Origin of the sequence: Kitasatospora sp. MAP5-34 (assembly GCF_029894335.1) — a bacterium.
Lineage (GTDB): Bacteria > Actinomycetota > Actinomycetes > Streptomycetales > Streptomycetaceae > Kitasatospora.
This window is the reverse complement of the sequence record NZ_JARXZC010000043.1, coordinates 35,991-51,080: the sequence shown is the minus strand read 5'-3', so window position 1 is coordinate 51,080 and position 15,090 is coordinate 35,991. Positions and strand designations below refer to the sequence as shown.

The following is a 15,090-nucleotide window of genomic DNA, read 5'->3' as shown; positions in this document are numbered from 1 at the left end:
CGGGCTGCTCCCGTCCGGCGAAATCACCCGGACGGGAGCAGCCTGGTTGTACAAGGCGGTTGTGCCTCGTGGTCCCTTGTTACGCCTTCTCGTCGACCCAGCTCATCAGCTTGCGCAGCTTCTTGCCGGTGGTCTCGAGCAGGTGCTCGGAGTCCGCGTTCTTGTACTCGTTGTACTTGGGCAGGCCCGCCTTGTACTCGGCGATCCAGGTGTTGGCGAAGGTGCCGTCCTGGATCTCGGCGAGGACCTTCTTCATCTCGGCCTTGGTGTCGGCCGTGATGATGCGCGGGCCGGTGACGTAGTCGCCCCACTCGGCGGTCTCCGAGATCGACCAGCGCATCTTCTCCAGGCCGCCCTCGTACATCAGGTCGACGATGAGCTTCAGCTCGTGCAGGCACTCGAAGTAGGCGATCTCCGGCTGGTAGCCGGCCTCGACCAGGGTCTCGAAACCGGCCTTCACCAGGGCGGCGGTGCCACCGCAGAGGACGGCCTGCTCACCGAACAGGTCGGTCTCGGTCTCCTCGGTGAAGGTGGTCTTGATGACGCCGGCCTTGGTGGCGCCGATCGCCTTCGCGTACGAGAGCGCCAGCTCCAGGCCCTTGCCGGTGGCGTCCTGCTCGACCGCGACGATCGCCGGAACGCCGCGACCCTCCTCGTACTGACGGCGGACCAGGTGACCCGGGCCCTTCGGGGCGACCATGCAGACGTCGACGTCCGACGGCGGGGTGATGAAGCCGAAGCGGATGTTGAGACCGTGACCGAAGAAGAGCGCGTCGCCCGCCTTCAGGTTCGGCTCGATGGACTCCTTGTAGACGTCGCCCTGGATCGGGTCCGGCACCAGGATCATGATGACGTCGGCCTCGGCGGCGGCGGTGGCCGGGTCGGTCACCCGCAGGCCGGCCTCCTCGGCCTTGGCACGGGACTTGGAGCCCTCCAGCAGGCCGACCCGGACGTCCACGCCCGAGTCGCGCAGGGACAGCGCGTGGGCGTGGCCCTGGCTGCCGTAGCCGATGACCGCGACCTTGCGGCTCTGGATGATGGACAGGTCGGCATCGTCTTCGTAGAACAGCTCGGCCACGGGGGCACATCTCCTTGCGTGTGGTGTACCAGGTGCGTTGCGTACTTACCGTACGTCGGCCCGGCGGTGGTGTGGGGCAGTGCTTTAAGGGGTGAGACGGGTTACGACCAGGGGCGCGCGGGGGCTGGGCGACGTGGGAACCTGCGGACCGTTGCCTTCCGGTCTCGCGCAGTTCCCCGCGCCCCTGTCTGTGGCTGACCAGTTGCCTGGTGCGAAGCCTTAGGCAGAACGGTCGAGGGCTCGGAGGGAACGGTCGGTGATCGAACGGGCGCCTCGCCCGATCGCCACCAGGCCGGACTGGACGAGCTCCTTGATGCCGTACGGCTCCAGCATCCGCAGCATCGCCTCCAGCTTGTCGGAGCTGCCCGTGGCCTCGATGGTCACGGCGTCCGGGGAGACGTCAACTGTCTTGGCGCGGAAGAGCTGGACGATTTCCACGACCTGTGACCGGGTTTCGGCGTCGGCGCGGACCTTGACCAGGACCAGTTCCCGCTGGATCGCAGCGGACTGGTCGAGCTCGACGATCTTTATCACGTTGACCAGCTTGTTCAGCTGCTTGGTGACCTGCTCGAGTGGCAGGTCCTCGACGTTGACCACGATCGTCATCCGGGAGATGTCCGGGTGCTCGGTCGGGCCGACGGCGAGGGAGTCGATGTTGAAACCCCGACGGGAGAACAGGGCGGCGATGCGGGCGAGCACGCCGGGCTTGTTCTCGACCAGGACGGAGAGGGTGTGCTTGGACATGATGGTCATGAGCTCTCTATCGGTAGGTCCACCAGAGGAGCTCCGGCGAAGCCGGATCGAGCAAGGGTGGCGGCGGGCGACGGGCGGGTTAGTCGAGGTCGTCGCCGAAGTCGGGACGCACGTCCCGGGCGGCGAGGATCTCGTCGTTGCTGGTACCGGCGGCGACCATCGGCCAGACCATGGCGTCCTGGTGGACGATGAAGTCGATGACCACCGGACGGTCGTTGATCGCCATCGCCTGCTCGATCACCGCGTCCAGGTCCTCCGGGCGCTCGCAGCGCAGACCGACGCAGCCCATCGCCTCGGACAGCAGCACGAAGTCCGGGATGCGCGTCCCCTGGGTGGGGGCCGCGATGCCGTCGTGCTCGGGGCCGGAGTGCAGCACGGTGTTGGAGTAGCGCTGGTTGTAGAAGAGCGTCTGCCACTGGCGGACCATGCCCAGCGACCCGTTGTTGATGATCGCGACCTTGATCGGGATGTTGTTCAGCGCGCAGGTGACCAGTTCCTGGTTGGTCATCTGGAAGCAGCCGTCACCGTCGATCGCCCAGACCACGGCCTCCGGCCGGCCCGCCTTGGCGCCCATCGCGGCCGGGACGGCGTAGCCCATGGTGCCCGCGCCACCCGAGTTCAGCCAGGTGGCCGGCTTCTCGTAGTTGATGAACTGTGAGGCCCACATCTGGTGCTGGCCGACGCCCGCCGCGTAGATCGCGTCCGGGCTGACCAGCTGCCCGATCCGCTCGATCACCTGCTGCGGCGAGAGCTCACCACCGGGGGCCGGCTCGTAGCCGAGCGGGAAGGTCGTCTTCCACTCGTTGAGCTTGACCCACCAGTCGGCGTAGTCACTCTTGTGCCCGGCGTCGTACTCGGCCTGGACGGCGACGATCAGGTCGGCCAGCACCTCGCGGGCGTCGCCGACGATCGGCACGTCGGCCGGGCGGTTCTTACCGATCTCGGCGGGGTCGATGTCGGCGTGCACGACCTTGGCGTACGGGGCGAAGCTGTCCAGCTTGCCGGTGACGCGGTCGTCGAAGCGGGCGCCGAGGGTGAACAGCAGGTCGGCCTTCTGCAGGGCGGTGACGGCCGGGACGGAGCCGTGCATGCCGGGCATGCCCAGGTGCTGCGGGTGGCTGTCGGGGAAGACGCCGAGCGCCATCAGGGTGGTGACCACGGGCGCGCCGGTCAGCTCGGCGAGGATGCGCAGCTCGGTGGCGGCGCCCGCCTTGTGGACGCCGCCGCCGACGTAGAGGACCGGCTTCTTGGCGCTCACCAGCATCCGGGCGGCTTCGCGGATCTGCTTGGCGTGCGGCTTGGTGACGGGCCGGTAGCCGGGCAGCGACATCTCGACCGGCCAGCGGAAGGTGGTGGTGGCCTGCAGCGCGTCCTTGGCGATGTCGACCAGCACCGGACCCGGGCGGCCGGTGGCGGCGATGTGGAACGCCTCGGCGATCACGCGCGGGATCTCGGCCGGGTCGGTGACCAGGAAGTTGTGCTTGGTGATCGGCATCGTGATGCCGCAGATGTCCGCCTCCTGGAAGGCGTCCGTGCCGATCGCCTTGGAGGCGACCTGGCCGGTGATCGCGACCATCGCGACGGAGTCCATGTAGGCGTCGGCGATCGGGGTGACCAGGTTGGTCGCGCCCGGCCCCGAGGTCGCCATGCAGACCCCGACCTTGCCGGTCGCCTGCGCGTAGCCGGTCGCGGCGTGACCGGCGCCCTGCTCGTGCCGGACCAGGATGTGGCGCACCTTGGTCGAGTCCATCAGCGGGTCGTACGCCGGAAGGATGGCCCCGCCCGGGATACCGAAGACGGTGTCCGCGCCTACGGCCTCCAGCGAGCGGATGAGCGACTGCGCGCCGGTCATCGTCTCGACGACGGTGGTGGGACCCGGAGCGTGGGCGGCCGGGTTGTCCCCACGGCGGGGGGATGCGGCGTGCTCAGTCATCTGCCTGTCTCTTCTCGGGTTCTGCCGGCCGGGCGAGTCATGGCCTCGCTTCGGGTGGCCGGTCTCCGGCTCTGCCTCAATCGTCCGCCCGTCTTCTGCGAAAAGGGAGGTGCGGACGGCTTCGGCCAGGGGTTCTGCGGTGTTTGACCAGTTCCAGTGCAACAAAAAACCCCTCGTGCCAAGGGCAAGCGAGGGGTGGCGCGTCGGTCTGTCTCAAGTGGGGCTCGGTAGCCCACTCAGCCGACGCGCCCGCCAAGTACGAGAATTCGGGTGCGCATGGCACCGACCTTCCTCCCAGGGGGTGGTGAGTGTCAAGCAGGTGGGACGGAGGTCTCACCATGCGGACCTGTCAACGGACCGGTGGGCATCCGGCGTTCCGGCAGGTCGGGGGCCCCGTGGCGGTGCACCACCCGCCCCGCACCGGGCTCCGCACGGCCACCCGAACGGGTGTCGACCGCCAGGTACGCGCGCCGGGCCGAGAGCGATCCGAGCGGACGCGGCAGGGGGTACGTCCGGCGGGCCAGCGCGCGGCGCAGCCGGTGCTCGTCCAGCGGCTGCGCGAAGGCCAGCCCCTGGCCCTGGCGGCAGCCCAGCTCCTGGAGCGCGACCACCTGCCGGGCGTGGTCGACCCCCTCGGCGACGGTGACCAGGCCGAGATCGCGGCCGAGCCGCAGGGCGTGGCCGGCCAGCGCCCTGGTGACGGCCGAGTCGGCGACGTCCTGGACCAGGCTGCGGTCCAGCTTGAGGGCGTCGAACGGGAGCCGGGCCAGCGCGCCGAGCGAGCCGTGGCCCGCCCCGAAGCCCGCCACGGTGGTGCAGACCCCCGCCCGGCGCAGGGCGGCCAGCCGGCGGCCCAGCTCGTCGGCGACGGTGTCCGGACCCGTCCGGGCCAGCTCGATCACCAGGTGCTCGGCGGGGAGCCCGGTCTCGCGCAGCACCGCGATGATGGCCTCGTACATGCCGGGCGCGCAGAGCCGCTCGGAGGTGAGCCGCACCGAGACCGGGACGGGGACGGATCTGGGCGGGGCCAGGTCCGCGCGGCGGGCGGCGGCGGAGGTGACCGCCTCCTGGAGCATCCAGCGGGCGAACCGGGTGGCGGCGTCACCGTGCTCGGCGGTGCGCAGGAACTCCGCCGGGGTGAGCAGCAGCCCCTGGGCGGAGCGCCAGCGGGCCTGGGCCTCGACGGCGGTGACCGCGCCGGTGTGCAGGTCCACCAACGGCTGGTAGAGCAGGGTGAAGCCGCCCTCCCGGACGGCGACCCGGAGCCGGTCCTCCAGCTCGGCCCGCCGGTCCAACTCGGCCCGCATCGCCGGGGTGTAGAGCACCACCCGGCCCTTGCCCTGCGATTTGGCCCGGTACATCGCCAGGTCGGCGTTGCGCATCAGCTCGTCGGTGGCGGCCTTGGGGTCCGCGCCGGGCGTGTGGTCGCGCGGGCCGAACGCGATCCCGATGCTGGCGGCGACGCCCAGCTCGGCGCCGCCGATCCAGTACGGCTCGGAGAGCGCGGAGCGCAGCCGTTCGGCGAGTTCGTGGACCTGGCTGCGGCCGAGCCGCCCGCAGACCAGCGCGGCGAACTCGTCGCCGCCGAACCGCGCGACGGTGTCACCGGCCCGGACGGCGCCCTGGAGCCGGCGGGCCGCCTGTACCAGCAGCTCGTCGCCCACCTGGTGCCCGGCGGTGTCGTTGACGGCCTTGAAACCGTCCAGATCGAGGAAGAGCACCGCGATGGCGGAGCTGTCCTGGCCGGGGTGATCGCGCGAACCGTCGGCGGTGTAGATGCTGTCGAGGCCGTAGGGGTGCTCCGGAGCGCGCGGGCCCGGCTCGGCGGGGGCGCCGAGCGCGGCGCGGACGCGCTGGGCGAACAGGGCCCGGTTGGGGAGGTCGGTGAGCGGGTCGTGGAAGGCGTTGTGCTGGAGCTGGGCCTGCAGCATGACCCGCTCGGTGACGTCGCGGCTGTTCAGGATCAGCCCGTCCCGGTAGCGGTTGACCGTCGACTCGACGTGCAGCCACTCGCCGCCGCCGGAGCGGATCCGGCACTCGACCCGGGCCGACGGCTCGGTGGCGCCCTCACCGCCGCGCCGGCCGTGGCTCTTCACCAGCAGCCGCCTGACCTCCAGCAGCATCCGGTCGACGTCCTCGGGGTGGACGAGGTTGAGCAGGTTGCCGCCGACCAGCTCCTCCGGATCCCGGCCGTAGACCCCGAGGGCCGCCGGACTCACGTACGAGAGCACGCCGTTGGCGCCCGCGATCATGATGACGTCGCTGGAGCCCTGCACCAGGGAGCGGAAGTGCGCCTCCTTCTGGGCCAGTTCCTGCGCCAGCTTGAGGTTGTCCAGCAGCATCACGCCCTGGCGCAGGATCAGCGCGAAGCCGACCGTGCAGGCGATGGCGACCACCATGGTGTCCAGGTGCCCGTACAGGGCGTTGTAGAGGATTCCGGCCGTGCAGACCGCCGCCGCGACGTACGGAGTCAGGGCGCTGAAGGTGGAGGCGACCCGGCGGCGCGGCGCTCCGCCGGACGAGGGGTGCTCGCGGCTCGGGCTGCGGCGCGGTGACCAGGGCGCCCGGGCGAGCAGCACACTTCCGCAGAACCAGCCGGCGTCCAGCAACTCGCCGGAGTGGTAGCTGTTCCGCAGCTCCGGCGAGGTGAAGAGAGCGTCGCAGACCACTGTCACCGCGAGGGCGACCATGGCGGTGTGGACGGCGGCCCGGTTGCCGTCCCGGCTGCGGAAGCGCAGGCCGACCACCAGGCTGATCAGCAGGATGTCCAGGACGGGGTAGGCCAGGCCGAGCGCCAGCCGGAGGGGGTCGTCGCCCTCCCCTGCGGCGACCCGGCCGAGCGCGAGACTCCAGCTGAGGGTGAACAGGGAGCCCGCGACCAGCCATCCGTCCAGCACCAGGCAGAGCCAGTCGGCGGCCGTGCGCGGGCGCTGGGCGAGCCCCAGCAGACCGGCGATGGCGAGCGGGGCGAAGAGCAGGAAGGCGTACGCGGCGGGCGAGTCGGGCGGCAGGTCGGTACGGAGCACGACCTCGTACCAGCCCCAGGCGCCGTTGCCGAACGCCACCACGGACGAGGAGAGCCCGAACAGCAGCCAGGCCGGCCGGGACGGGCCGCCGACGGTGCAGCCGTGCAACAGACAGGAGAGGGCGGCCGCCAGGGCGGCACCGGCCAGACCGAAGTCACCCATGAAGAGCGCGAGCGAGGGCGAGCCCCAGTCGAGCGCGGCCCCCAGCGCGTACCCGAGGCAGAGCACCACGAGGGCGGTACCGGGGCGCCGGACCGCGCGGCTGGCCAGCACCCAGGGGGTCAGGTACCAGGGGCTGCCCCACCAGGCTCTGGCCGCCGAGGACTTGGCCGCCCAACAGGCCGCCACCCAGTGGCCCACGGCACCGAAACGGCCCGCCGGGGCCTCGGCGAGCCGGGGGTGCAGGTGCTGCGCGTGAGACTGGTCCCGGTGCGGCTGCTCGGGGTGGGCCTGCTCGGGGTGGGCCTGCTGCGGGTGGACGTGGCGGGGGCAGTTGCGGGCCTCGCCCGCCGGGCCCGGCGCAGGCGCGGCAGGCAACACCGCATCGGTGGAGTTCACTCGACATCTCCCCCTCCGGCCCGGGGCCGCAGCGCGCCCGGACCTCGGCTGTGCCACCGCTCGAAGCGACCTGACGTCGCGTCATCACAGTGCCCCCGAAAGACCGTTCCGGCACCTGCGGGGCGGGCCGGCGAAGCTGATCCGCCGTGCCGTACCGGTGTTCCCAGTCGGGACACTACACCACTCTGGTCACTCAATGACACATACACTCAACTTAGAGTAATGGTCCACCCGTAGGGATTTGCACCCGCTTCGACCGGATCGGACCGGTTGGGCGGAGCGTACGCCGGGGGAGCGTGGACGCCCCGGCCCCCGCCGGTACGCGTGGCCACAGCAGGGGGACCCCCGCTAAGCGCCCGTAGGGACCAACTCGGCCTCGGGGAAGAGTCGTAGGCGGTGCGCCAGCGCCGCCGCCTCGCCGCGACCGCCCACCGCCAGCTTGGCGAGGATGTTGGAGACGTGCACGCTCGCCGTCTTGGGCGAGATGAACAGCTCCTCGGCGATCTGCCGGTTGGTCCGGCCGAGCGCGAGCCGCTGGAGCACGTCCCGCTCGCGCGGCGTGAGGCCGAGCGCCTCCACCGCCCGGCCGCTCGCCACGGGAGCGGCCGGGCGGCTGTAGAGAGTGAGCCCCGCGCGCTCGGCCAGCCGGGTGATCTCGCGGCGCAGTTCGCGGTCACTCCGGGCCTCGGCCAGCTCGTGGGCCTCCCGCAGCAGGGTGGCGGCCGACTCCCGCTGCCCGGCGACGGCCGCCGCCTCGGCGCTCCGGTACAGCGCGAGCAGCAGCGGGTATCCGGGGTCGACGGCCCGCAGTGCCGCGACGGCGGCGGCCCAGTGCGCCGGGGTGTCGGCGCCCTCGGCCCGGGCCAGCTCCCCCGCCAGCAGCCGCGCCCAGCCCAGGTGCAGCGGCACTCGCGGGGACAACCGGGCCGCCACCTCGGCGATCCGGCCCAGCACCGCCGCCCGGCCGGGGACGGCCGACGGCAGCCCCCGGGCGTCCGCCTCGATCGCCGCCGCCTCGGCGAGCACCGGCAGCAACCGGTCGCAAGCACCCTCCGGCAGCCGGTCGCCCTCCTCCCGGCGCCGCGCGGCGCGGGCGTCGAGTACCGCGAGCAGCTCGGCCCGTGCCTCCAGGGGGCGCCCCGCACGGGCCGCGATCCGCATCGCCAGTCGTACGTTGGGGAGTTCGTGCTGCGACTGCCGTACCCGGCCGAACTGCCTGACCCTCGCGAGGAAGGCCGCGGCGGCGGCCGGATCCCCCCGTTCGAGCGCGAGTTCACCCCGCAGCCGGTCGAGGAACTCGTGGCACGAGCCCGACCCGAGGTCGGTGTCCCATTCGGCCAGCACCTCGGTCGCCTCCGCCGGGCGGCCCAGGGCGATCAGCGCCTCGGCGAGGTTGCCCGCCAGGATCGCACCGGTGTTGGCGAGCAGTCCCGTCCGGCCCGCCGCCAGCAGCCCCTCCCGGGCCAGGGCCTCGGCCTCCGCCGGGCGTCCGACGTCCAGCAGCAGGCTGGCCAGGTTGTTCAGGCCCCGGCAGTGCAGGTCGGGTGCCCCCAGCGACTTGGTCCGCTCGACCGCGTCGGTCAGCAGGGCGACGCCTGCCTCCGGGTCCCCCAGGTAGGCGCTGAGCGTGCCGAGCGTCATCCGGGCGTGCTGTTCGACGCCGGTGGCGCCGACCTCGCGGGCGATCGCCACCGCCCGCTCGGCCAGCGCCACGTCCCCGGTGGTCGGTTGCAGGGCCGCGGCGTGCGCCGCCGCCAGCGCGAACACCTCCGCCTGCACCGCCGACGGGCGCAGGCCCGCGACCAGCCGCTGCGCGTGCTCGATCTCCTCGTCGCGGCCGGCCCGCAGCAGGTGGCCCAGCATCCGCGAGCGGTGCATCCGGAACCAGGCGGCGCGCTCCGGGTCCTCCCGTTCGTCCACCAGCTTCAGCGCCCGCTTGGACAGGCTCAGGCCGCGCTCCGGATCGCCGCTGCGGCGGGCGGCCACCACCGCCTCGGCCAGGACGTCGATCAGCCGCAGCCGGTCGCAGGACTCGTCGTGGTCGCCCGCGTCACAACTGCACGGCGGGTAGGTCTCGGCCCAGTCGTACGGGCGCAGAGTGGTCGCCAGGACCTCCTCGGAGACCTCGTCCCAGAGGCCCAGCGCGCGTTCCAGCATCCGCAGTTGCTCGGCGAAGGCGTTGCGGCGGCGGGCCGCCCGGGCGGCGTCCAGGGCGGTCGGCAGGGCGCGGGCCGGATCGTGCGCGTGGTACCAGTAGTTGGCGAGCCGGGCGGGCCCGCTGTCGGTGCAGACCAGGGCGGAGTCGCCCTCCAGCACGGTGGCGTACCGCCGGTTGATCCGGTACCGCTCGCCGGGCAGCAGGTCGTCGGAGACCGCCTCGCGGACCAGCGCGTGGCGGAAGCGGTACCCCTCGCCGTCGGTGTCCGGCCGCAGCACGTTGGCGCCGACGGCGGTCCGCAGCGCCCCGATCAGCGCCTCCTCGGCGTCGCCGTCACCGTCGCCGTCGTCCAGTACGGCCGCCAGCAGCGCGTGTTCGACGTACGAACCGCCCTCGGCGGCGATCCGCAGCACCCGCTGGGTCTCGTCCGGCAGCGCCTCGACCCGGACCAGCAGGATGTCCCGCAGCGAGTCGGTCATCCCCGCCGGACAGCCGTCCTGGTGGGCGGCGGCGAGTTCCTCGACGAAGAACGGGTTGCCCTCGGACCGGCGGTGGATGCGGTCGACCAGCTCGCGGTCGGGCGTCTCGGTGCCGAGGATGCCGGCCAGCTGCGCGGCCACCTCGCCGGGTCCGAAGCGGGCGAGTTCCAGCCGCTGGACGGTACGCAGCCGGTCCAGCTCGGCGAGGAACGGCCGGAGCGGGTGTCTGCGGTGCAGGTCGTCGGAGCGGTAGGTGGCGACGATCAGGACGCGCGAGCGGTGCAGCGTCCGGATCAGGTAGGCGAGCAGCTCGCGGGTGGAGCGGTCGGACCAGTGCAGGTCCTCGATCGCCAGGACGATCGTCCGCTCGGCGCTCAGCCGCTCGAAGAGGCGGGTGGTGTGCTCGAACAGCTGGGCCCGCCCGAACTCGTCGTTGGGCTCGGCGCCGGTCTCCCCGAACTCCGGCAGCAGCCGCGCGAGGTGGCCCGCCATCCCCTCGGCGGCCCGCTCCAGCTCGGCACCGAGCCGGCGGTACAACCGGCGCAGCGCGGTGGCCAGCGGCGCGTACGGGAGGCCCTCGGCCCCGACCTCCAGGCACCCGCCCAGGCCGATGACGACCTTCTCGCCGCACACCTCGTCGAGGAACTCCTCGAGCAGGCGGGTCTTCCCCACCCCCGCCTCACCGGCGATCAGCACGGCCTGCGGCTGACCCGCCGCCGCGCGGCCGAGGGCCGCCGTGAGGGCGGTGGTCTCGGTACCGCGACCGACGAAGACAGGACTGACCGATATCTGCTCCATGACGGTGAGCATCCCATAGCCCCCGGACAGCCGCGGAAGGGTTATCCCGGTCCCCGGACGCCCGGAAGGGGAGGCGCCGTCGGCCACCTCCCCTTCCACGACCCGGTTGTGCCGGTCTGTCAGCATTCGGCGAGGCACGCGGCGCGACGCGGCGCGACGGCCGGCCGTACGCTCCGGGCCAGCCGGCTCAGCACACCGGTCCGGCGCCGGCCGCTGGTGGCCTGGGCCTCGCGGACCAGGCGGGAGTGTTCGGCCAGCCGGTGCAGTTCGGCGTTCCGCTGCTGGATCATCTCGTACTGGAACATCTGGGATTCCCCTCGTACCGGACGTTTCCCGGCCCCTTCGGCCGGTCCGTCGTCCTGGGTAAGAGACTCCTCCCCCAGCGGGGTGCCCGACATCGGCAGCATTCCCGATCTTCGGGGGCCCCGACGCCTTAGAGACTTGGAATCAGCCTTAGAAACAGCTGTGCCCACCCCTGTCGAGGGTGGGCACAGCTGGAGGTACCTAAGGAGCCTTAGCCCGACCGTCCTAGGCCTGGACGCCCAGCTTCTCCAGGATGAGGTCCTTCACGCGGGCCGCGTCGGCCTGACCACGGGTCGTCTTCATGACCGCGCCGACCAGGGCGCCGACGGCCGCGAGCTTGCCGTCGCGGATCTTGTCCGCGATGGCGGCGTTCTCGGCGATGGCCTGGTCGACGGCTGCGCCGAGCGCGGAGTCGTCGGAGACTACGGCCAGGCCGCGCTTCTCGACGACCGCGTCCGGCTCGCCCTCACCGGCGAGCACGGCCTCGATGACCTGGCGGGCCAGCTTGTCGTTGAGCTTGCCCTCGGCGACCAGCGCGCAGACCCGGGCGACCTGGGCCGGGGTGATCGGCTGCTCGGCGAGGTCGGTGCCGGTCTCGTTGGAGCGACGGGCCAGCTCGCCCATCCACCACTTACGGGCCTGGTCGGCGGGGGCGCCGGCCGCGATGGTCTCCAGGATCGGCTGGACGGCGCCGGCGTTCAGCACCGACTGCATGTCCTTGTCCGAGAGGCCCCACTCGCCCTGCAGACGGGCGCGGCGCAGGCGCGGCAGCTCGGGCAGCCCGGCGCGCAGCTCCTCGACCCACTCCCGCGAGGGGGCGATCGGGACGAGGTCCGGCTCGGGGAAGTAGCGGTAGTCCTCGGCGTTGTCCTTGATCCGGCCGGCCGTGGTGGAGCCGTCCTCCTCGTGGAAGTGCCGGGTCTCCTGGACGATCGTCCCGCCGTCGTCCAGCACGGTCGCGTGCCGCATGATCTCGAAGCGGGCCGCGCGCTCGACCGAGCGCAGCGAGTTGACGTTCTTGGTCTCGCTCCGGGTGCCGAACTTCTCCCGGCCGTGCGGGCGCAGCGACAGGTTCACGTCGCAGCGCATCTGGCCCTTGTCCATCCGGGCCTCGGAGACGTCCAGCGCCTTGATCAGCTCGCGCAGCTCGGCGACGTACGCCTTGGCCACCTCGGGGGCGCGGACGCCCGCGCCCTCGATCGGCTTGGTGACGATCTCGATCAGCGGGATGCCGGCCCGGTTGTAGTCGAGCAGCGAGTGCGAGGCGCCGTGGATCCGGCCGGTCGCACCGCCGATGTGGGAGGACTTACCGGTGTCCTCCTCCATGTGGGCGCGCTCGATCTCGACCCGGAAGATCTCGCCGTCCTCCAGCTGTACGTCGAGGTAGCCGTTGAAGGCGATCGGCTCGTCGTACTGCGAGGTCTGGAAGTTCTTCGGCATGTCCGGGTAGAAGTAGTTCTTCCGGGCGAACCGGCACCACTCGGCGATCTCGCAGTTCAGCGCGAGGCCGATCTTGATCGCCGACTCCACGCCGATCGCGTTGACCACCGGCAGCGAGCCGGGCAGGCCGAGGCAGGTCGGGCAGGTCTGGCTGTTCGGCTCGGCACCGAGCTCGGTCGAGCAGCCGCAGAACATCTTCGTCTTGGTGCCCAGCTCGACGTGGACCTCCAGGCCCATCACCGGGTCGTAGGAGGCCATGGCGTCGTCGTAGGACACCAGGTTCATGACGCTCACAGCGTCCCCTTCACTAAAAAGTCTTGGGAGGTACGGGCCCGGCCCCACAGCGGAGGGAGCCGGGCCTGACGAGCACTCGAGCCCAGCGGGCCGTTCAGCCCCGGAGAATGTCCTCGTCGCCGAGCTGCTTGAGCTCACGGAGCAGCAGGGCGGTGCCGGTGACCAGGGCCACCGCGCCGACCACGGCGTTGATCAGCTTGAGGGTGTCCTGCTCGCCACGGGCCTTCTTGACGTCCTTGACGACCGAGATCGCGCCGAACGCGCTGGCGCCGATGGACAGCCACAGGCCGGTCTTGCTGTGCTTGAAGCCTTTGAGCGAGCTCTGGGCCTTGGCCTTCTCGATCTTGCTCACAGTGCCGGTGCCTCCTCCAGCAGGGTGTGCCCCCACTTGTCGTTGAGTGCGGCCTCGACGGCGCCGCCCACGCGGTACAGGCGGTCGTCCGCCATCGCGGGAGCGATGATCTGCAGGCCGACCGGGAGATTGTCCTCCGGGGCGAGCCCGCAGGGCAGCGACATGGCCGCGTTGCCCGCGAGGTTGGACGGAATCGTGCAGAGGTCGGCCAGGTACATCGCCAGCGGGTCGTCGGCGCGCTCGCCGATCGGGAAGGCGGTGGTCGGCGTGGTCGGCGAGACCAGGACGTCCACGCCCGCGAAGGCGGCATCGAAGTCGCGCGAGATCAGCGTGCGCACCTTCTGGGCCGAACCGTAGTAGGCGTCGTAGTAGCCCGAGGAGAGCGCGTACGTGCCAAGGATGATGCGGCGCTTGACCTCGGCGCCGAAGCCGGCCTCGCGGGTGAGGGCGGTGACGTCCTCGGCCGAGCGGGTACCGTCGTCGCCGACCCGAAGGCCGTAGCGCATCGCGTCGAAGCGGGCCAGGTTGGAGGAGGCCTCGCTCGGAGCGATCAGGTAGTACGCCGGCATCGCGAGCAGGAACGACGGGCAGGAGATCTCGACGACCTCGGCGCCCAGCTCGCGCAGCAGCTCGACGCTCTCGTTGAAGCGCTGCATCACGCCGGCCTGGTAACCCTCACCGGCGAACTCCTTGACCACGCCGATCCGCATGCCACGGATGTCGCGGCGCTTGGCCGCCTCGACCACGGCCGGGACGGGCGCGTCGATCGAGGTGGAGTCCATCGGGTCGTGCCCGGCGATGGCCTCGTGCAGCAGGGCCGCGTCGAGGACGGTACGGGCGCAGGGGCCGCCCTGGTCCAGCGAGGACGAGAAGGCGACCAGGCCGTAGCGGGAGACCGAGCCGTACGTCGGCTTGACGCCGACCGTGCCGGTGATGGCGCCGGGCTGGCGGATCGAGCCGCCGGTGTCGGTGCCGATGGCAAGCGGGGCCTGGTACGCGGCCAGGGCCGCCGCCGAGCCGCCGCCGGAGCCGCCGGGGATGCGTGAGAGGTCCCACGGGTTGCCGGTCGGGCCGTAGGCGCTGTTCTCGGTGGAGGACCCCATGGCGAACTCGTCCATGTTGGTCTTGCCGAGGATCACCACGCCCGCGTCCTTCAGACGGGACGTCACGGTCGCGTCGTAGGGCGGGATCCAGCCTTCGAGGATCTTCGAACCACAGGTGGTCGGAATGCCCTTGGTGGTGAAGACGTCCTTCAGCGCGAGCGGGACACCGGCCAGCGGGCCGAGCTTCTCGCCACGGGCGCGCTTCTCGTCGACAGCGCGGGCGGCGCCGAGCGCGCCCTCGGTGTCGACGTGCAGGAAGGCGTTGACCTTCTTGTCCACGGCCTCGATGCGGTCCAGGTGGGCCTGGGTCACCTCGACGGCGCTGACCTGGCCGCTCGCGATGGCGGCGGCGGTCTCGGCTGCGGTGGAACGGATGAGATCGGTCATGGGTGTTAGTCCTCCCCCAGGATCTGCGGCACACGGAAACGCTGCTCCTCGGCGGCGGGCGCGCCGGAGAGCGCCTGCTCCGGGGTGAGCGACGGCCGGACCACATCCGCGCGCATGACGTTGGTCAGCGGCAGCGGGTGGGAGGTGGGCGGTACGTCCTGTCCGGCGACCTCGGAAACGCGGGCGACCGCGCCGATGATCACGTCGAGCTGCTCGGCGAAGTGGTCCAGCTCTTCGGCCTGCAACTCAAGACGCGACAGCCGAGCGAGGTGGGCGACCTCCTCGCGCGTGATGCCAGGCATGCAGCGATCCTCAGGGGGTGAGTTCTGGTGAGGCCGGGCGCCGGAGGGGCGCCCGCGATCTCATGGTCTAGGGGACCATCCTATGGGGCGCCGCAACGCGTTAGAGCAACCGGAGCAGGGGCGCGG

Annotated in this window: 10 protein-coding genes; all 10 read right to left on the bottom strand. The window is 71.8% G+C overall.

Annotated elements, in window-relative coordinates:
• Nucleotides 1-79: 79 nt before the first annotated feature.
• On the bottom strand, nucleotides 80-1,078 hold the full coding sequence (gene ilvC / locus P3T29_RS27685; RefSeq protein WP_280719388.1) for a ketol-acid reductoisomerase: 999 nt from the start codon (nucleotides 1,076-1,078) through the stop codon (nucleotides 80-82).
• 219 nt (nucleotides 1,079-1,297) lie between these two features.
• Nucleotides 1,298-1,822: an acetolactate synthase small subunit gene (gene ilvN, locus P3T29_RS27680; RefSeq protein ID WP_280719387.1), complete on the bottom strand. Its 525-nt coding sequence runs from the start codon at nucleotides 1,820-1,822 to the stop codon at nucleotides 1,298-1,300.
• Between the two features lie 88 nt (nucleotides 1,823-1,910).
• A complete protein-coding gene (locus tag P3T29_RS27675; protein WP_280719386.1) occupies nucleotides 1,911-3,764 on the bottom strand; it encodes an acetolactate synthase large subunit in 1,854 nt (617 codons plus the stop codon).
• 311 nt (nucleotides 3,765-4,075) lie between these two features.
• The gene (locus P3T29_RS27670; protein ID WP_280719398.1) at nucleotides 4,076-7,063 is read right to left on the bottom strand and encodes an EAL domain-containing protein; all 2,988 of its coding nucleotides are present in this window, start codon (nucleotides 7,061-7,063) and stop codon (nucleotides 4,076-4,078) included.
• 633 nt (nucleotides 7,064-7,696) lie between these two features.
• Complete coding sequence (locus P3T29_RS27665) at nucleotides 7,697-10,783, bottom strand: AAA family ATPase (protein WP_280719385.1); 3,087 nt, start codon at nucleotides 10,781-10,783, stop codon at nucleotides 7,697-7,699.
• A gap of 119 nt (nucleotides 10,784-10,902) precedes the next feature.
• A complete protein-coding gene (locus P3T29_RS27660; protein WP_280719384.1) occupies nucleotides 10,903-11,088 on the bottom strand; it encodes a hypothetical protein in 186 nt (61 codons plus the stop codon).
• A gap of 223 nt (nucleotides 11,089-11,311) precedes the next feature.
• Nucleotides 11,312-12,820 carry an Asp-tRNA(Asn)/Glu-tRNA(Gln) amidotransferase subunit GatB gene (gene gatB, locus P3T29_RS27655; RefSeq protein ID WP_280719383.1) on the bottom strand — a complete coding sequence of 503 codons (1,509 nt, stop codon included), beginning with the start codon at nucleotides 12,818-12,820 and terminating at the stop codon, nucleotides 11,312-11,314.
• Between the two features lie 94 nt (nucleotides 12,821-12,914).
• Entirely contained in the window at nucleotides 12,915-13,172 is a 258-nt protein-coding gene (locus P3T29_RS27650) for a hypothetical protein (RefSeq protein WP_280719382.1), read from the bottom strand.
• On the bottom strand, nucleotides 13,169-14,662 hold the full coding sequence (gene gatA, locus P3T29_RS27645) for an Asp-tRNA(Asn)/Glu-tRNA(Gln) amidotransferase subunit GatA (protein WP_280719381.1): 1,494 nt from the start codon (nucleotides 14,660-14,662) through the stop codon (nucleotides 13,169-13,171). The genes P3T29_RS27650 and gatA overlap by 4 nt, the downstream gene beginning before the upstream one ends.
• Nucleotides 14,663-14,667: 5 nt before the next feature.
• Nucleotides 14,668-14,964 (bottom strand): Asp-tRNA(Asn)/Glu-tRNA(Gln) amidotransferase subunit GatC, encoded by a 297-nt coding sequence (gene gatC, locus P3T29_RS27640; RefSeq protein WP_280719380.1) that lies wholly within the window; start codon nucleotides 14,962-14,964, stop codon nucleotides 14,668-14,670.
• Between the last annotated feature and the right edge of the window lie 126 nt (nucleotides 14,965-15,090).

Excerpts from the sequence above, each read along its gene's own strand:
- gatA (WP_280719381.1), bottom strand. The coding sequence starts at position 14,662 with ATGACCGATCTCATCCGTTCCACCGCAGCCGAGACCGCCGCCGCCATC.
- P3T29_RS27675 (WP_280719386.1), bottom strand. The coding sequence starts at position 3,764 with ATGACTGAGCACGCCGCATCCCCCCGCCGTGGGGACAACCCGGCCGCC.
- P3T29_RS27665 (WP_280719385.1), bottom strand. The coding sequence starts at position 10,783 with ATGGAGCAGATATCGGTCAGTCCTGTCTTCGTCGGTCGCGGTACCGAG.
- ilvN (WP_280719387.1), bottom strand. The coding sequence starts at position 1,822 with ATGTCCAAGCACACCCTCTCCGTCCTGGTCGAGAACAAGCCCGGCGTG.
- P3T29_RS27660 (WP_280719384.1), bottom strand. The coding sequence starts at position 11,088 with ATGTTCCAGTACGAGATGATCCAGCAGCGGAACGCCGAACTGCACCGG.
- gatC (WP_280719380.1), bottom strand. The coding sequence starts at position 14,964 with ATGCCTGGCATCACGCGCGAGGAGGTCGCCCACCTCGCTCGGCTGTCG.